We start from the raw sequence: 18,639 nt of genomic DNA on the forward strand, positions 1-18,639 counted from the left end.
AGTATAATGTATTAAAGGAGTAGATTATGAATACAAGAGATTATTTAGAAGCTAAGTCCTTTGATGGCTACAAGTTTTTTGGAGCCCATAAGAAGGATAAGGGATATATATTTAGACTGCTCGCTCCAAATGCTAGCGAGGCATATATTATCGGTGACTTTACCAATTGGGAAAGACAAGCTATGAGAAAGTATTCTACAGGAGTTTTTTCTATAACTATCGATCAGGCCAAAATCGGTGATTCTTATCAGTTTATCTTAAGAGATGGCGAAAGTAAAGTAAAGAAGATTGATCCTTTCGCGAAGTCTATAGATTACAGAGAAAAGGCTGCTGTAATATGTGATGGGTCGTATAAATTTAAGAGTAAGAAGATCAAAACTGATGTTAGGAATATTTTGCAAGTTTTTCTAGGATCTTTATTTAAGAATGAAGAGAAGTCAGCTGATGAGATTTTAAGCTCCATTATTGATCACAGCTTAGATAATAATTACGACACAATTTTTCTTATGCCAGTAAATGAATACCAAAATTATAAATCTATGGGCTATGCACCTTTGAATTTATTTTCTTATTCAAATAGATACGGGGATATAGGATTCTTTAAGAAGTTTATTGATTTGGCTCATAAGAACAAAATAAAGGTCTTAGTAGAAATTGATATAGGTGAATTTGATCCTGATAATGCAGGGCTTATAAACTTTGATGGAAATAATATTTATAATTATGATTACGATGATATACTCTATAATTATCATGGTTCAATTAATTTCGACCTTAGTAAGGATTTGGCGAAATCTTATATTCAAAGCGCTGTGAATTATTATTTAAAAGAATATAAGGTCGATGGAATTTATTTTCCTGCTATAGAAAATATATTATATTGGCAAGGGGATAAAAATAGGGGAATAAACAAAGAATCTTCGGAGTTTTTATCTAAGTTAAATACCCACATCAAAGAATCTAAGGCTTTAAGTCTTGCTAGCTTTAGTGGAGAGTATAATTACGATATTGATTTTGATATGGTATTTGATAATAAAACTAAAGCTTGTCTCAATATGCTAAAAGATCAACCTATAAAAAGGGATTATTATAAAAACTTCATTACAGATTTAATAAATAAATCTACAAGTACAAACCTACTAGGATTTTCATATGTTGATTCTTTCCTAAATGAGGCAAGTCTTGCAATGAAGATGTATTCAGACGATAAGAAATTAGAACAACTTAAAACTTTGTTTACCTTCATGTATACAATCAAATCTCCTAAAATGCTTTTTATGGGAGATGATTCAGGAGATCTTAAGACATTTTCAGTCTATAACAAATTTGACTTTAAGAATTTTGACAATAATATAGAAGAATTAAATACTTACTATAAGGATATAAGCGATTTATTTATAAAAGAAAATTGTCTAAATGATAAAGATAGCGAAGTAAGCCTATTAGATATTGAAGGCTATAGTCTCTACGCTTACAAGAGAAGCTTTAAAAACCATAATTTATTGGTAATAGTAAACTTTACAGATATAGATTACGAAATAAAATCTCCTTACGACTTAGAAGAATTGATTAATACAGAAGACTTAAAATATAAGGGGTCAGGTAATATTAACGGTAGCTTAAAAAAGGGAGATAATATTTACATCATGCCTTTTGGATCAGCTATATTTAGAATAAAATAAAAAAAGTGGCTGTTGCAGAATGAATAAATCGTAGCGCTATCATTAGAAGAAGCTCTAGGGAAAGATTAACTAAGCCTGGGGCTTATCGCCTATTAGCCTGCGGGCTTCAATTGGCCTAGCGGCTAGGAGAGGTAAATTTCCTAAGAGCACCTTCTAACGATGGTAGGATGATTATTCATAGTTTTGCAACAGCCATTTTCAATTTATACTAAATCTCTAGTCTTCTCAACTAGGTCATATTCATAATCTATATTGTGAGCAATATGGGTGAATCTTTCAAGGGCAACCTTTCTAGGAATAATCCCCAAAAAATATCCGTTTTTGTGTGTGATACATACAAAGTTATTATTAACCAAAAATCTTAGGACGTCTTCAAGATCATAATTATCAAATAAGATTGGAACGACTTGATTCATCACTTCCTTAACCTTAATAGCCTGAAGCTTATCCTCATCGAATAGAGAAAGATCATCGAAACTTGTAACTATATCAGATATAGATATAAGTCCTCGTACGTGGTTTTCCCCGTCAAGAACTGGTATTATTTGATAGCCTGAATTTGACAAGACTAAAACTGCGTGAAGGAGAGTATCTTCTTCGTTACAAGTAGCCACATCTTTTGCCGGAATCATAAGATTTTCGGTTGGTCTGTAAAACATATCTTCAATTACATTACTTATCATTTTCTACCTCTTTAGGTTTACTTTAATATTCTTTCAATTCTCTTTTAAGTAATTATATTATATTTATATGTGTTTTTAATGTAGAAAAAAGCTAGCCTAAATATATCACTTAGATAATTCAGACTAGCTCATATGTAAGCACACCCAAGGTCGAACTTAGAATTTTTAACAGTGTCCAGAAAGACTAACTCATGTTAGGTTGGCTTACGGCACACAGAAAGTACCGCTTAATGCTGCTACGTTCCCGTCCTGACATGATTCACAGCTTTCTGTTGCGTAAGTTCTAACAATCAACACCAATCTTAAAGGTCTTAATAAAAACCCTAAGCCCTCACTTGGGGATTAAACCCTGCTATAGCGGATTGCAGGTTACAAGGCACCGCTAACTCCCTGTCTAGTGCATGGCGGAGAGCATGGGATTTGAACCCATGATACGCTTACAATACGTATACACGATTTCCAATCGTGCTCCTTCAACCACTCGGACAGCTCTCCTCGCTACATTAGTAGACTATACCCCATATAAATAATAAAGCAAAATAAAGTTCTGATTTTTCTTAGTGATAATGTTTACTTATTATTAGAGGAGACTTATGGTATAATAATCCTGATAGAAAGGAAATAATATGGCAAAAGCTTTGTATAGGCAGTACAGGCCCAAGACCTTCGACCAAGTTTTAGGTCAGGATAGGGTTGTAAATGTCCTAAAAAATCAAGTTAATAATAATAACTTTTCCCATGCTTATATTTTTGCTGGCGAGAGAGGATGCGGGAAAACAACTTGTGCAAAAATCTTTGCAAAAGCTATCAACTGCTTGCATCCTGTTGATGGTTCACCCTGTCTTGAGTGTGAGAATTGTAAGGCCATTGATGATGAATCTACTATCGATATAATAGAGATGGATGCGGCTAGCAATAGAAGAATAGATGATATTAGAAATCTTAAGGATAATGTTATCTATCCACCTAACAAGCTTAAGTATAAGGTCTATATAATAGACGAGGCTCATATGATTACAAGGGAGGCATTCAATGCTTTACTTAAAATAATGGAAGAGCCTCCAAGTCATCTTGTTTTTATCTTAGCTACGACAGAAATTGACAAGATTCCTAATACTATTTTATCAAGAGCACAGAATTACGAGTTCAATAAGATAGACAAAGGTAAGATAAAAGAGCAAATATCCTTAATTCTCAAAGATAAGGATATAGAAATGGAAAATGAGGCTATAGATCTTATAATTAGGAAAGCAAAAGGTGCTATGCGTGATGCATTAAGCATCTTGGATCAAGTCTTATCCTACGATACAAAAGCTTATAAGTTATCTGACGTGGAAAATCTTCTAGGTGTAGTTGATTTCTATGATATAGATAAGCTTACTAATTCAATTTTTTCATATAACCAAAAACAAGCTCTATCCTATATATTTTCTTTAAGAGAAAATAATAAGTCTAATAAGGATATAATTGATTCTCTTATAAACTATTTTAGGGATATTATGGTTTATAAAATGAGCGAAGATCCGGATCTTTTCGATAATGAAGAAAGATTTGACTTTATAAAGAAAAGAGCAGGAGAAATTGAAATCGATAGATTGCTGGATTTACTAGATATATTAAATGAATATTCTACTAAGATTAGGTCATCTGACAATACAGATTTGATAGTGGAGCTTATGGCAATAAGACTTATAAACTCCAAAGATGTAAAATCCTTAGATTCGAGGATTAGGGCCTTAGAAGCCAATAATGAGAAAGACTTAATGAGTATAATCAATAGATTGGTTGATGATAAACTCTCAAATCTCGATTTTAGTAAATATGAAAATATCAGTGACAGTAATGGTAGAAACGCATCATATACAGTTGTTAATAATAATGATATAAGCGATGTAAAAGAAGATAGGTCTTATAATACAGAAATAGTCGACGAAAATATAGATTTACCATACGAAGAGGATAATGAATCTCCTCCAATGGAGATTACAAATGATTCCAATACAAAGGATAATTTGAACGAATCATCTGAGGAATTCGAAAAGAATCGATCAATCGATATTCCTTCAAAAATGCTTGATGATATAAGGGATATGATTATAAATACAGCGGGTAGGATGTTAAAGCCGATGTTTGAGAAAGATGGCTTTAATTATATCTATAGACCAGGAGAATTTGTCCTTTATCTTAAGGATGAGTTCTATGGGATTTTCATCCAGACCAAGACTGATGATATAAGTAAAGAACTGAATGAAATACTAGATGATGAAGTGGTATTTTCTGTAGATAATTACTCGAATTTTATAGAGAAAAAAGACAGTAATTCGGATAGAGAAAAATCTGATAAGCTCGAAAAAGAAGAAAAAAAAACCAAAAAAATAGAAAAACTAGACGATAATAATAAGACTAATAGCGAAAAAAAAAGTCTAGCGAAGGAAGAGGATACTAAGAAAAATCAATCTAATTTAGATAGGTTGAAAAAAATATTTAAAGAAGAATTAATTGTAAAATAAAGGAGATAATAATTATGGCAAGAGGCGGATTTAGACCAGGTGCAGGAAACATGAACAATATGATGAAACAAGTTAAGAAGATGCAAGAGCAAATGGAAAAGGCTCAATCTGAAATAGAAGAAAAAGAATTCTCATCATCTGCAGGAGGTGGAGTAGTAGAAGCTACAGTCAATGGAAAAAAAGAAGTAGTTAACATAAAGATTGACCCGGATGTAGTTGACCCAGAAGATGTTGAAATGCTAGAGGACTTGATTATGGTTGCTGTAAACGATGCAAGTAAGAAGGCAAGCGACTACAATGAAGAGACAATGGGTAAACTTACAGGCGGAATAAATATACCTGGTCTTATGTAATGGCTTTATATCCAGAATCCTTACAAAACTTAATAGAACAATTTCAAAAGCTACCTACGATTGGAAGAAAAAGCGCAGAAAGACTCGCTATGGCGGTTGTAGAATCTGATTATAAGTCAGTAGACGATTTTTCTAAAAGCCTTACTGAAGTCAAAGATAGAATACACACCTGTAAGATATGTGGCAATCTAACTGAGGATGAAGTGTGCGATATCTGTAAGGATATAACGAGAAGTGAAGAGTATTTGTGTATAGTAGAAGATGTGAGAAATCTTATAGCTATCGAGAAATCGCACGCCTACAGGGGTAAATACCACGTTCTAGGTGGGCTAATTTCTCCATCTGATGGTCTTGGTCCTGATCAATTAAATATTGATAAGTTGCTAGAAAGAATCGAAAGAGAAAACATCGAGGAAGTAATTCTTGCGATTTCATCAACGATTGAAGGGGAAACAACTGTTTTGTTTTTAACAAACTTACTATCTAAAAGAAATATTAAGATTACTAAGCTTGCTCAAGGAATACCGGTTGGTTCTAACCTGGAATACTTCGACCAGTTAACTCTAGAAAGAGCCCTTGAAGATAGGAGAGAGATTATTGATTAAATTTAGAAAAACTCTTTTCATCTTAATTTTGGCATTAGCTATAACTTCTTGTAGGTCAGAAAAGATAGAAGAAAATACTAGCGAAAATAATGAAATTCAAATGGGAAAAGAGGCTACAAAAAAGCCTGTTTCTGCAGATATTCGAATAAATACCACTACTTTCGCATCGGATATTATTGTTGATAATCTAGAAAACTCTTCAGGTGACGCATATGAAATAGAACACGTTACTGATTTAGAAAGTATCAAAGAAGGAAACTTTGACATAGCGGTTGTTCCAGCTTTAATTGCTGCGAATTTATATAATGACACTGGTGGATCAGTACAACTTGCGGCTATTACTTTACTTAATAATCTATATGCTTTAAGTGATACTGAAATACTTTCACCAAAGGATTTAATAGGAAAAACACTTCTAATACCATATCTTGATGAAGATTATGATAAATTAATTGAAAGTAAACTAGCTATAGCTAAAAATTTATTAGGGATAAGTACACTTTATTACAAAGACTTTGAAGAGTTAGAGAGTTTAAGTAAAGAAAATGAATCTTCTATTGCTATCGTCTCTCAACCTAACCTTTTTAAGTTAAGTTCAAAGAGAGACTATAAGCTATATGACTTTTCAGAAATTTTACCTTTATTTTCTAAACAAAATGATGAAGGGCTAGGAGATTTTATCTCAGAAGTTATTATAGTTAACAAGAAATTTGCCCAAGACAAAAAAGAATATCTTGACCAATTCCTAAAAGAATACAAAATTAGTGTAGATAATTTTAAAGAAAAGGGAAAGATTTCTGCTGATATAATCAACGCTTATGATATAAAAAGTGATGAAGCCTTAGATATATATAATAGGATGGATCCGGTTTATATCGAAGGAGATACTATGGTTGGAATGTATAAGCTATTTCTAGACTCACTATCAAGGGTAAAGTTAGACTTATACGAGGGCGATAAGCCTGCTGAAGATTTTTACTACAAGAAATAAGATAAGGGAAAAGATGCTTGATAAGAAAACATTTGAAGAAAACTTTGTGAAATTTAGTGGAATGAAAAATAAGGTTAAAGAAGATCCTAATCTATTAAGCTTTCACATCTATCCAGAAGCAGGTTGGCTCAATGATCCAAATGGATTATGCGAATACAAGGGGAGATATCACATATACTATCAGTATTCTCCTTTAGATGAAAATAAAGCTGATACCTGCTGGGGACACGTTAGTACAGAGGATTTTATAAATTATAAAAGAGAAGGAACTCTTATTTATCCTGATTCACGATTGGATAAGGACGGAGCATATTCAGGGTCTGCTTTTATCAAAGATGATAAGATAAATTTCTTCTATACAGGCAATGTCAAATATGATGGGGAATATGACTTTATAAAAGAAGGAAGAGAGCATAACACTATTAAGCTAGTATCAGATGGATATAAATATTCTGATAAAAGATTAATCCTAGATAATAATGATTATCCAAAAGATTTGACAAAACATGTTAGAGATCCAAAAATATATGAAAAAGATGGATATTTTTATATGTTTATAGGAGCAAGAAGTCTTCTCGATAAAGGATTGGTGCTAGTTTATAAGTCAAAGGACTTAGATAATTTCACCTATCATATGAGAATTGAAACCGACTACGATTTCGGATATATGTGGGAATGCCCTGATTTCTTTACGATTGATTCTAAGGACTTTCTTATACTTTGTCCTCAAGGCCTAGCAAGTGAAACTTATAAATTTCAAAACATTTACCAAGCTGGATACTTTCCTATAGAAATTGACCTTAGTAAAAAAACCTATAAATTGGGAGAGTTTACTGAACTAGATTACGGATTTGATTTCTACGCACCCCAAACATTTAAAGATTCTAGATCAAGAAGAATCCTGATTGCTTGGATGGGAATGCCCGATGCAGATTACACAAATCCTACGATAGAATATAAATGGCAACATTGCTTAACCATACCTAGAAGGCTATCTGTAAAAAATGGAAAGCTATGTCAAAATCCTATTTCAGAGATGGAAAATATAAGAAAAGATCATGAAAGACTTAAAATAGGAGAAGTCTATGAGGATTTTATCTTTGAAGCTTTGGCAAAAAATACCAAAGACTCTTTTGTAATCAACCTAAGAAGGGACGTAAGTCTGTCCTACAAAGATGGAATATTAACATTGGATATGGGTGATTCATCTTTTGGAAGAGAAACTAGGCAGGTTAAAATCGATACTATAGGCGATATAAGAATATATTCCGATAAGTCTTCTCTAGAAATTTTTATAAATGAAGGAGAATATGTTTTAACAAGTAGAGTTTACTCTAAAAAAGCAGGATTTTATTCTAAGGATTTAGATTTTGACCTATACACATTAAACTCAATAGATTTTATATAAATAACAATACCCTTATAAGCTTGAATAATTAGAAATTAGCTAATCTAATTATTTATCTTATAAGGGTTATTTTAATTAATTTAATAATTCTTATTATTTAAATTAATTAATTTCATTTATTATTAAAATATAACAAACTAAAAAGAGGCGCATGCCTCTATTTTTAAATTGTTAGCTTTGTTTGTTTTTTCTTGAGGTCTTAGAGTTTCAAACTTCTACAAAACGGTGGTTTGAAGCCTTCTGACTTCTCTTAATTCTTATGGTGGAGGTGAAGGGAGTCGAACCCTTGTCCGCGGAAGATTTCTCCATAGCATCTACAAGCTTAGTAAGATTTATAATTTTGCATAAAGAATATAAATCTTACGAAAAATCTTTATGCTAGCTTCATGGTACTGATTGTATGGCAAAGCTTACATACAATAGTTGTCGCTAAATTATAAAACAAATATCAGGCTTGCGACGAGCTCGATATCTGCTGCTTACCTAAAACTAGGCAGCTAGTGCGAAGTTTGCTTCGCTATTGTTGTTTGCGTTTATATTTAATTGCTGATTTACGTTTTAGCATACGACTTGCAACTATGGGATCGTCGACCACGTCGAAACCAAGTCACCCCCGTAGCCATTATTATACTTTGAAAGTTTTACTTGTCAAAAGATGAGATATTGGTTAAAATATTAGTAAGAAAAGGTTTTTCTTAAATTTAATTTTTATACATTATATATATTTATATACATTGGGTATATATATGAATAGATAGATTTTCTTATCAAGGAGGAAATATGAGAAATTCAAATAAGATTTGCGCCATGCTTTTAGCAGGAGGACAAGGTTCTAGACTAAAAGCTTTAACAAGAGAGATGGCAAAACCAGTTGTACCTTTTGGCGGCAAGTACAAAATTATAGATTTTGCTTTAAGTAACTCCACAAATTCAGACATTAAAGATATAGGTGTACTTACTCAATACAAACCTCAATTACTTAATCAACACTTAGGAATTGGTGCTCCATGGGATTATGATAGAAACTTTGGAGGTTTAAGGATACTTACACCATATTACACCGAAGAAGGCGGTAGATGGTTTGAAGGTACAGCCTCTGCTATATATGAGAATATTAATTATCTAGATGAAGTAAACCCTGAATATGTTTTAATACTTTCAGGAGACCATATCTACAAAATGGACTATAGAGAGCTTTTAGATGTTCATAAGAAAAATGGAGCTGATGCTACAATTGCTGTTATGGAAGTTGATTGGGATGAGGCTTCTAGATTTGGGATAATGAATACTGATGATGAAGATAAAATCGTAGAGTTTGAAGAAAAACCAGAAAATCCAAAATCAAATCTAGCTTCAATGGGAATTTATATCTTCAATTGGCAAGTATTAAGAAGAGAATTAATCGAAGATAGCAAAAATGAGAATTCTTCTAATGACTTTGGTAAGGATATTATTCCTAAAATGCTTGATGAGGGTTTAAATCTATATGTATACAAATTTGACGGCTATTGGAAAGATGTAGGAACTGTTAGAAGTTTTTGGCAAGCAAACCTTGACCTTATAGATCCTGAAAATGAGTTAGATATTTATGACGAAAACTGGAAGATTTATACAGCTTCTCTTAATTTACCTCCACACAGGATCGGAAAAACAGGAGAGCTAAGTGATTCACTTGTTAATGAAGCTTGCGTTATAGACGGTAAGGTTAGCAATTCCGTATTATTCTCAAGTGTTGAGGTAGAGGAAGGAGCCGAAGTTTATAATTCAGTCTTACTAAACGGAGTTAAGGTAAAAAGTGGAGCTAAGATTTATAATTGCGTTGTGACATCTGATATGACAATAACAGATAAGATTGGCAAGGAAGATGATGACAAAGTCTACCTTGTAAGCAAGGAAGGAATTGGGGAGGAATAATATGCCAAATATAGTAGCTTTAATATATAGTTCAGAATTTAAAGAGAGAAATTATGGTGTATTGTGTAAACATAGGCCAGACTATATGCTTCCTTTTGGTGGTAGATATAGGATAATAGACTTTGCTCTATCAAACATAGCCAACCATGATATTTCAAGGGTAGTTTTGTATGCAGACAGGATGATTAGATCAACTCTTGATCATATTGGTAATGGAAAAAGTTGGGAACTAAATAGGAGAAATGGTGGACTATTAATAAACTCTCCTTCATATAGTTCTAATGGAAATCTTAGCGAGATAGAGACATATTATGACACTATAAGATACTTTGAAGATCATCCATCTGATTACATTTACATTAAAAACCCAATGTATATCAATAAGGTAGATATAACCGACGCAAAGGAGACTATGGAGTCCAATGATCTTGATTGTCTAATATTCTCATCCAAAACAGTGGATAAGGATGGATATTATTTAAATAGAAAAATAATATCATCTGATGAGGAAGGAAAACCATCTTCTGTAGGTCTAAATCTTGGAATGAGTGAAAATATTGATTTATTCCTTGGATCAATCATGATTAAGAGAGATTTATTCTTAAGAATCTTAAGAATTGCAATGGAAAGAAATTCACAAATGTCCTTACTTAACGCTATATTTTCTTTTGCTGGAGATATTAATATAGATTTTTATAGACATAATAAGGAATTTGAAATAATATCTGATATTAATTCTTTCTTCGAAGCTAACATGAAATTATTAAATAAAGAAGACTTCGATCAACTCTTCTACGAGGATGGATTAGTTTATACAAAATCAAAAGATGAACCTTCAACCTCCTATACCAAGGAATCTAATGTAAAGAATTCTCTAATTGCTAATGGTTCAATCATAAGAGGTGATGTTGAAAATTCAATCATATTCAGAGGTGTAGATATTGGTAAGGGCGCTACAATCAAGAACTCAATAATATTCCAGGATACTGTAATTTCTGATGGAGCAATTCTAAATTATGCTATCACAGATAAGAGGACTTTTGTGGATAAGGATACTAGACTATTTGGTAATAGGTCTCATCCATTTATAACATCAAAAGATGAACATTTAGAGAAAGGATTGTAATATGAATATTCTCTTTCTTACTGGAGAAGCAGTTCCTTTTATAAAGACAGGAGGCCTTGCTGATGTGGCAGGTGCCCTCCCAAAGGAACTAGTTAAAAAAGGTGTAGATTGTAGGGTTGTGCTTCCTTTATACGGGGATATAGGCGACGAATATAGGAGTCAGATGGAAAAGATAACAGAATTCTATGTTGATCTAGACTGGAAGCACCAATATGCTGGAGTATATCATCTAAAATGGGATGGAGTTACTTTCTATTTTATAGACAATTTAGAATATTTTGATAGGAAAGGCTGTTATGGCTTTGATGATGATGCAGAGAGATTTATCTTTTTCTCTAAGGCATGTACTCTTCTTGGCAAAGAGATAAATTTTCATCCTGATATAATTCATTCTAATGATTGGCATACAGCTATGGTTAATGTTTTTGTAAATGATTTTAGAAGGGGAGATTCTTACTATGAAAATGTAAGGACTCTATTTACTATACATAACCTTAAATATCAGGGTGTGTTTGATGCAGAAAACCTCAGACTAGCTGGACTTGATGGATCCTACTTTAACGAAAATGACCTTAAATTCTATGATGCTATTAATTTTATGAAAGGTGGTATAATTCACTCTACAGCTTTCAATACTGTATCGGAAAACTACTCAAGAGAAATCCAATATCCATTCTATGGGGAAGGCCTTGATGGTATTATAAGAAAATATTCTGATAAGCTTACAGGAATAGTAAATGGAATAGACTTTGATATTTGGGATCCTTCTACAGATGGGCTAATTAGCCAAAATTATGACATTGGCTCTATCAATGATAAGGTTAAAAATAAGTTAGACCTACAAAAAATCTATGGCCTTCCTCAAAGAGAAGACGTGCCTTTGATAGGAATCTGTTCAAGACTAACAGAGATGAAAGGTCTTGACCTAGTAAGGTATATAATGGATGAACTTTTGCAAGAAGATGTCCAATTTGTAGTTTTAGGAACAGGAGATTACACTTACGAAGAGATGTTTAAATATTTTGGGTGGAAATATCCTGATAAGCTAGCTGCTAGAATTTATTATAGTGGAGATGAAAGTCATAAGATTTATGCTGGAAGTGACTTTTATCTGATGCCAAGTGTTTCAGAACCATGTGGCATAAGCCAACTTATAGCGATGCGATATGGTTCATTGCCGATAGTAAGAGAGGCAGGAGGACTTAAGGATACAGTCATAGCATATAACGAATATACAGGAGAAGGTACTGGATTTTCATTTGCAAATATCAATGCTCACGAACTTCTATTCTGTATAAAAGATGCTCTAAAAATTTATAAGGAAGATAAAGAGGAGTTTAAGAAACTTATAGCTAATGCTATGGGACAAAATAATGACTGGGAAAAGTCTTGTGAAAAATATTTAAATTTATACAATGAAATTAAAGCGAAATAAGAAAAATGAAAGAAATTTATTAGAAAGAATACAAAGCTTTTTGTATTCTTTTTATGCTAAAGATTTGGCTAACGCCAGAATTAACGAAGTATATGATTGCTTATGTAGAGCCTTGATGGAAGATATAGGTAGAAAATGGGTAGATAGTAAGTCCGATACGAAGGAATTTGAGGTATATATACTAAGCTTTGAATACTTGCCCGGAAAATTTATTGAAAGAAATATTGCAAGGCTGGGCAAGGAAGAAGAGATTAGAGATGTATTAGCGGAAATTGGATTTTCCTATGAGGATGTAATCAATTTTGAAAAAGAGGCCAATCTTGGTGTCGGGGATATCGGTATTGGATCGAGTTTTCTGATAAGCGAACTTGCTAATAAGAAAATTAGGTCGGTAGCTTACGCTCTTCGTTATGAGAATGGTAATCTCAAACAAAAAATTGTAGATGGTAAACAGGTTGAGTATTCTGATTATTGGCTCGAAGAAGGGTCGAACTGGGAGCATAAAAAAGGATTTTCCTATGAGCTAGATATTGACGGCAAGAAACATAAGTCTATAGCCTATGATATAGCGATATTAAATGATAAGGCTGATTTTGTAAGCACACTCCGTCTTTTTCAGTCAGAACCTACCCAGGCGATAAATTATTCTGATTTTACAAGAGGAGATTTATTTAGGGCCTACGACGATTATGTGAGGGCTAGTTCTATAAATCAATTCCTATATCTGGATGATTCTTCATACGACGGAAAACTGCTAAGACTAAAACAAGAATATTTCTATTCGGCAAGCGCAATTAGAGACATATTTAAGAGATATATCAACAGATATTCTTCGATTGAAGGTATAGATGAGAGAATTAAAATCTTTGCTAATGATATCCATCCAACTATAGCTCTGGTCGAATTTATAAGGATTTTACACAGTAGATTTTCCGTTGATATAAAAGAGGCTATATTTATAACAAGAAGAATATTTGAGCATATAGCATTTTCTATTACTAGCGATAGTCTTGAAAGCTATCCAGTTGATATGATAAAAAGGATAAATCCTGAGATATTGGAAACCATTATTTTAATCCAATCAACCCTCCAGGAGGAAGATCAAAAAGTCTTTTTGATAAAAAATGGCTACGCATATTTTAAAAATATCAACTTAGCCTTATCAAACAATTATATCTACCTATCTAAGATCTTAAAGGATGAAAAAAAAGCAAGAAGAAAGCTATCCTACACAAATCTTGGAACAGATAGATTAATGTATCAAGAAAAGAATAATAAACAACTTATGGAAGTTTTTAGAAAATATGACCTTTATGACGAGTATTCATATGATATTTCTAAAATTGCAAGTTTAAGAGAGGATTCCAATTTTATAGATGATTTAGAAAGAGCAAAATACCATAACAAGCTTGAGCTAATTGAGTTGGCAAAAGAGAAGATAAATCCTTATAGCTTATTTGATGTACAGCTTTCTATAATACACGAAAGTAAAAGACAAATATTAAATGCCTTGGCTATTGCCTATAAATATTATTATTTTAAAGAAAATACAAATATTAGGATTACTCCTAAGACCTATATCTTCTCAGGGAAGGCAAACGAAGGATATTTTATGGCCAAGGAAACTATTAAATTTATCCTAGCCTTAAAGCATATGATAGACAAGGATAAGATTATAAGAGAGAAAATAAAAATAGTATTTATAGAAGATTTGGATGTATATAGGTCTAAAATCATATTAAAGGCAACTGACATATACAATAATTTGACCTTAGCGAATTTAGACAATCAAGACTTCCATATGCTAAACTCTGCTCTTAATATGGCAAATATCCTAACCACTAAAGGTGGTGTTTGTGAAAATATAGAAGGAAATAAGTCTTTTTATACAATAGGTGACACTTATAGAAAGATAGTCGATGATAAAGAATCTGGATCTTATGATGCGAACAGTTTTTACTATTCCAATGATATGGTAAGATATACTGTAGAAAATCTAATAAGAGAAAGTTATGATATTTTCCCATATGATTTTAAAGTGATGTATGATCAGATCATGATGTATAACGATTCGTTTAGAATCTTCAAAGATCTTGAAGATTTGCTTGTTAATAGAGAAGATATAGAGATAGACTATCTAGATAAGGATAAATGGGTTAAAAATGAAATCGACAATATACTATGGGCGAATAATTTTAAATTAGATAATAAAATTATAAGGAATGGTATAAATGATTGGAACAAAAATTAAAATAAGTGATAGAATCAAAGATTTGACTTATGATGAAATAAAGGACGAAAAGCTAGGAGCAATTTATAAGAATAATAAAACAACCTTCAGGGTTTTCTCACCAACGTCAGAGACCCTAGATCTCTTGATAAGTGATGACTATATGAAGGTGAGGAAAAATAAATATCAAATGGTAAAAAATGAAATTGGTATTTATGAGATCACCTTAGAAGGTGACTATAAGGGTTATTATTACAACTATTTGGTAGACAATAAGTACGAAGTAACCGATCCTTATTCTTTTACAGCATCCATAAACAGCTTAAGCTCGGTGGTTGTTGACATGAAAGAAACAGATCCTTCTGGTTTTAGGGACGAAGGGTCACCTCAAAATTTAGAAGAAGATGCAATAATTTATGAGATGAGTGTAAAAGATTATACAGCTGATAAGTCTAGTGGAATAAAGATGAAAGGGAAATTCCTTGGATTAACTGAAGAAGGAAGAAGCCTTGATGGAGTAAAGACTGGTATAGATAACATAAAAGAACTTGGTGTAAGTCACGTTCAATTACTACCAATATATGATTTTATATCAGTAGATGAAGACGATTCTTTATTTTTTGATGATGAGAACTACAACTGGGGATATGATCCAGAACTATACTTTGCTCCAGAAGGTTCTTATGCGTCAGATCCCTATGACCCTTTATCTAGGATAAGGGATGCGAAGAAAATGATTCAGACCTTTCATAGAAATGATATTTCTGTTGTAATGGATGTAGTATATAATCATACATTCAAGTCCTATGATTCAAATCTTAACACCCTAGCAAGAGGGTATTATCACAGAATGAATGAGGACGGTAGCTTTTCAAATGGATCTGGTGTTGGCAATGAAGTAAAAAGCGAAAATGCCTTTACTAGAAAATTAATAATAGATTCCCTCTGTCATTGGGCTAGAGAATATAATGTAGATGGATTCAGATTTGATCTTATGGCCTTAATTGACCTTGATACTATTAAAATTGCCTTAAAGGAACTTAGAAAAATAAATCCTAATACGATAATTTATGGCGAGCCTTGGATGGCTTTTTATTCTCCACTGCCTCTTGATAAGCAAATCCTAAAGGGAGCTCAAAGATCAAATTCATTTGGCGTATTCAATGATGATTTTAGAGATGCTATAAAAGGCGATGCAAATGGCTATGAGAAGGGATATATCCAAGGGATTTTTTCTAATAAAAGCAAAATCGAAACAGGTGTAGCTGGCTCTATTAACTTCGATAATAAAAGAATAGGATTTGCTGACGATGCAAATGAGACAATAAATTATTTTAATTGCCATGATAATCTAATAATATATGATAAGCTAGCAATTTCTTTAAATGATACTAAGGATATAGACTCTTATATTAAGCTTGCTCTTGGTCTTATTTTCTTATCCTTCGGTAAGCCATTTATATACGAGGGTAACGAGTTTAATCATAGCAAAAATAACGATGCCAACTCCTATAGATCCCCTCTTAGCATAAATTCAATCAAGTGGGAAGATAAGTTAAATAATATGGATATATTTAACTACACCAAAGATTTGATTAAACTAAGAAAATCCATAAAAATTCTAAGGATGACTAAGGCTAGTGATATCAGAAGATCCTTAACTTTTATGGAAGATATAGAGGAGTCATTGATTATTTATAAACTAGAATCTGAGAAAGAAAAATATCTAGTAGCTATCAATGCATCAATGGATGAGAAGTCAATCGATAGAAAAAAATTGGATGAATTTATTAAAGCGAGTAAAATCAGCAAGATATTTACCAAAAAGGGTATAAATAAAGTAGATATTAATGTAGAAGATGGCTTAATACTAGAAAATAAATCGGTAAATGTATTTAAATTAGGAGAGTTAAATGGACTATAAAGAAATTTATAACAAATGGTTAGAAGATGATAGATTTGACGAAGAAACCAAAAAAGATCTTTTAAGTATTAAAGATGATGAGGAAGAAATAAAAGATAGATTTCATCAATCTTTAAAATTCGGTACAGCTGGTCTTAGGGGCAAGCTTGGCGCAGGAACAAACAGGATGAATGTATACAACGTGGCACAAGCAAGCCAAGGATTTGCCGATACCATAGCAGAAGGTGGAGAAGAAGCGAAGAAAAAGGGTGTAGCTATTGCCTACGACGTAAGACATAAGTCTTATGAGTTTGCAAAAGTAGCTGCGGAAGTTTTTGCAGCGAATGGAATTAAGGTCTATATCCATAAAGAGATCCAACCAACACCAGTATGTTCCTATACAATAAGAAAACTAGGTAATGTCGCAGGTGTTATGGTAACAGCAAGCCACAACCCTAGAGAGTATAACGGATATAAGGCTTATAACCATGAAGGAAGCCAAATTTTAGATGAAACTGCAGATAAAATACTAGCCCATATACAAGAACATCCAGACTTTTTTGAGATACCAAGAATAGATTTTGAAAAGGGTTTGGAAGAAGGAATCATTGAATATGTAGATGATCAATTGATAGAAGATTATATCAAGGAAGTTTTATCTTGTACAATTAATGACGAGGATATAGATAAAAGTATTAACGTAGTCTATACTCCACTAAATGGATGTGGAAACAAATTAGTTAGAAGAATCCTTGACGAGAGAGATTTCAAAAATATCCATATAGTTAAAGATCAAGAAAAACCAGACCCTGACTTTACAACTGTTGGATATCCTAATCCAGAAGATCCAAAGGCCTTCAAATACTCTGAAGAACTCGGTAAAGAAGTATCTGCAGAACTTTTACTTGCTACAGATCCTGATTCTGATAGATGTGCAGTAGAGGTTTTGGATAAGGATGGAGAATATAAATTCTTAACAGGTAACCTAATTGGTTCTTTATTAACAAACTATATACTAGAAGCTCTCGAGGGAAATAATGAACTTCCAGAAAATGGTGCTGTAGTTAAGTCTTTGGTATCAACTGACTTAGTTAAGCCTATTGCCAATAAATATGGAGTAAAAGTATACGATGTACTTACAGGATTTAAGAATATATATGCAGTAGCCAATGAACTAGATGAAAACAAGAGTGGCAAGTTCATATTTGGTTTTGAGGAAAGTATAGGATACAACTATAAGGACTTCGTAAGAGATAAAGACGCAGTAAACTCTGCTATGATGATCACTGAAATGGCAGCCTATTACAAGGCTAAGGGCAAGAGCCTAATAGATGTTATAAATGGCTTGTTTAATGATTACGGTTACTATTCTAATGAAGTTGTTTCCATTGTGCTTGAAGGACTAGATGGACAAGAAAGAATTTCTAGAATAATGACAGAAGTTAGAAACAATCCTATTAAAGAAGTTTGTGGACTAAAGGTTAAAAATATCATAGACTACCAAAATGATGATATTGGACTTCCAAAATCAAATGTTTTAAAATATTATCTAGAAGATGATTCTTGGTTTGCCCTAAGACCTTCAGGAACTGAGCCAAAAATAAAGGTCTATATTAATGCAATTGATGACAACCTAGAGTCTTCTGAGAAGAAACTAGAAAATATAAATTCATTTATGCAAAATATCATTGATTCAATTGAATAAATCAATAACTAATCTTGATTAAATTAGCGATAAAATCTTTTTAGTAGAAAATATGAGTAATTCGAATAGTTTCTAGAAAAGATATCACTATAGA

At 32.4% G+C, this 18,639-nt stretch carries 13 protein-coding genes, 1 tRNA gene and 2 other RNA genes; 12 read left to right on the forward strand and 4 right to left on the reverse strand.

Annotated features, from left to right (window positions below; genetic code table 11):
• The first annotated feature begins 26 nt into the window (after positions 1–26).
• Entirely contained in the window at positions 27–1,682 is a 1,656-nt protein-coding gene (locus C7D97_RS01690) for a glycogen-branching protein (RefSeq protein ID WP_105300411.1), read from the forward strand.
• A gap of 203 nt (positions 1,683–1,885) precedes the next feature.
• On the opposite strand, the gene cbpB is transcribed toward C7D97_RS01690, so the two are convergent.
• From cbpB to C7D97_RS01705, 3 genes are all read right to left on the reverse strand, one after another.
• Entirely contained in the window at positions 1,886–2,365 is a 480-nt protein-coding gene (cbpB, locus tag C7D97_RS01695; protein ID WP_105300412.1) for a cyclic-di-AMP-binding protein CbpB, read from the reverse strand.
• Positions 2,366–2,501: 136 nt separating this feature from the next.
• Positions 2,502–2,768: signal recognition particle sRNA large type (gene ffs / locus C7D97_RS01700), an RNA gene on the reverse strand.
• A tRNA-Ser gene (locus C7D97_RS01705) sits at positions 2,768–2,860 on the reverse strand. Before C7D97_RS01705 ends, ffs begins: the two co-directional genes overlap by 1 nt.
• A 131-nt stretch (positions 2,861–2,991) precedes the next feature.
• Between C7D97_RS01705 and dnaX the strand changes: the two genes are divergently transcribed.
• The 5 genes from dnaX to C7D97_RS01730 are packed head-to-tail and all read left to right on the forward strand — an operon-like array spanning position 2,992 to position 8,232.
• On the forward strand, positions 2,992–4,875 hold the full coding sequence (gene dnaX, locus C7D97_RS01710) for a DNA polymerase III subunit gamma/tau (RefSeq protein WP_105300413.1): 1,884 nt from the start codon (positions 2,992–2,994) through the stop codon (positions 4,873–4,875).
• Positions 4,876–4,889: 14 nt separating this feature from the next.
• Positions 4,890–5,228 (forward strand): YbaB/EbfC family nucleoid-associated protein, encoded by a 339-nt coding sequence (locus C7D97_RS01715; RefSeq protein WP_105300414.1) that lies wholly within the window; start codon positions 4,890–4,892, stop codon positions 5,226–5,228.
• Complete coding sequence (gene recR, locus C7D97_RS01720) at positions 5,228–5,833, forward strand: recombination mediator RecR (protein ID WP_105300415.1); 606 nt, start codon at positions 5,228–5,230, stop codon at positions 5,831–5,833. The genes C7D97_RS01715 and recR overlap by 1 nt, the downstream gene beginning before the upstream one ends.
• Complete coding sequence (locus C7D97_RS01725) at positions 5,826–6,824, forward strand: substrate-binding domain-containing protein (protein ID WP_105300416.1); 999 nt, start codon at positions 5,826–5,828, stop codon at positions 6,822–6,824. The genes recR and C7D97_RS01725 overlap by 8 nt, the downstream gene beginning before the upstream one ends.
• 13 nt (positions 6,825–6,837) lie before the next feature.
• Positions 6,838–8,232, forward strand: coding sequence for a glycoside hydrolase family 32 protein (locus C7D97_RS01730; protein WP_105300417.1), 1,395 nt, complete (start codon positions 6,838–6,840; stop codon positions 8,230–8,232).
• A gap of 260 nt (positions 8,233–8,492) precedes the next feature.
• On the opposite strand, the gene ssrA is transcribed toward C7D97_RS01730, so the two are convergent.
• Positions 8,493–8,847, reverse strand: a transfer-messenger RNA (tmRNA) gene (gene ssrA, locus C7D97_RS01735).
• A gap of 165 nt (positions 8,848–9,012) precedes the next feature.
• Here ssrA and C7D97_RS01740 point away from each other — a divergent pair.
• From C7D97_RS01740 to C7D97_RS01765, 6 genes are all read left to right on the forward strand, one after another.
• The gene (locus tag C7D97_RS01740) at positions 9,013–10,146 is read left to right on the forward strand and encodes a glucose-1-phosphate adenylyltransferase (protein WP_105300418.1); all 1,134 of its coding nucleotides are present in this window, start codon (positions 9,013–9,015) and stop codon (positions 10,144–10,146) included.
• A 1-nt stretch (position 10,147) separates the two neighbouring features.
• Entirely contained in the window at positions 10,148–11,272 is a 1,125-nt protein-coding gene (gene glgD / locus C7D97_RS01745) for a glucose-1-phosphate adenylyltransferase subunit GlgD (protein ID WP_105300419.1), read from the forward strand.
• A 1-nt stretch (position 11,273) separates the two neighbouring features.
• A complete protein-coding gene (glgA, locus tag C7D97_RS01750; RefSeq protein ID WP_105300420.1) occupies positions 11,274–12,707 on the forward strand; it encodes a glycogen synthase GlgA in 1,434 nt (477 codons plus the stop codon).
• 115 nt (positions 12,708–12,822) lie between these two features.
• Entirely contained in the window at positions 12,823–14,958 is a 2,136-nt protein-coding gene (locus C7D97_RS01755) for a glycogen/starch/alpha-glucan phosphorylase (protein WP_240308880.1), read from the forward strand.
• Entirely contained in the window at positions 14,939–16,861 is a 1,923-nt protein-coding gene (gene pulA, locus C7D97_RS01760) for a type I pullulanase (RefSeq protein WP_105300422.1), read from the forward strand. Before C7D97_RS01755 ends, pulA begins: the two co-directional genes overlap by 20 nt.
• Positions 16,851–18,545 carry a phospho-sugar mutase gene (locus C7D97_RS01765; RefSeq protein ID WP_105300423.1) on the forward strand — a complete coding sequence of 565 codons (1,695 nt, stop codon included), beginning with the start codon at positions 16,851–16,853 and terminating at the stop codon, positions 18,543–18,545. The genes pulA and C7D97_RS01765 overlap by 11 nt, the downstream gene beginning before the upstream one ends.
• Positions 18,546–18,639: the final 94 nt, after the last annotated feature.

This window comes from Anaerococcus marasmi (assembly GCF_900290195.1).
GTDB lineage: Bacteria > Bacillota > Clostridia > Tissierellales > Peptoniphilaceae > Anaerococcus > Anaerococcus marasmi.

What these genes read in the sequence shown, in the direction of transcription:
- C7D97_RS01690 (WP_105300411.1), top strand. Translation starts at nt 27, where the DNA reads ATGAATACAAGAGATTATTTAGAAGCTAAGTCCTTTGATGGCTACAAG.
- cbpB (WP_105300412.1), bottom strand. Translation starts at nt 2,365, where the DNA reads ATGATAAGTAATGTAATTGAAGATATGTTTTACAGACCAACCGAAAAT.
- dnaX (WP_105300413.1), top strand. Translation starts at nt 2,992, where the DNA reads ATGGCAAAAGCTTTGTATAGGCAGTACAGGCCCAAGACCTTCGACCAA.
- C7D97_RS01715 (WP_105300414.1), top strand. Translation starts at nt 4,890, where the DNA reads ATGGCAAGAGGCGGATTTAGACCAGGTGCAGGAAACATGAACAATATG.
- recR (WP_105300415.1), top strand. Translation starts at nt 5,228, where the DNA reads ATGGCTTTATATCCAGAATCCTTACAAAACTTAATAGAACAATTTCAA.
- C7D97_RS01730 (WP_105300417.1), top strand. Translation starts at nt 6,838, where the DNA reads ATGCTTGATAAGAAAACATTTGAAGAAAACTTTGTGAAATTTAGTGGA.
- C7D97_RS01740 (WP_105300418.1), top strand. Translation starts at nt 9,013, where the DNA reads ATGAGAAATTCAAATAAGATTTGCGCCATGCTTTTAGCAGGAGGACAA.
- glgD (WP_105300419.1), top strand. Translation starts at nt 10,148, where the DNA reads ATGCCAAATATAGTAGCTTTAATATATAGTTCAGAATTTAAAGAGAGA.
- glgA (WP_105300420.1), top strand. Translation starts at nt 11,274, where the DNA reads ATGAATATTCTCTTTCTTACTGGAGAAGCAGTTCCTTTTATAAAGACA.
- C7D97_RS01755 (WP_240308880.1), top strand. Translation starts at nt 12,823, where the DNA reads ATGGAAGATATAGGTAGAAAATGGGTAGATAGTAAGTCCGATACGAAG.
- pulA (WP_105300422.1), top strand. Translation starts at nt 14,939, where the DNA reads ATGATTGGAACAAAAATTAAAATAAGTGATAGAATCAAAGATTTGACT.
- C7D97_RS01765 (WP_105300423.1), top strand. Translation starts at nt 16,851, where the DNA reads ATGGACTATAAAGAAATTTATAACAAATGGTTAGAAGATGATAGATTT.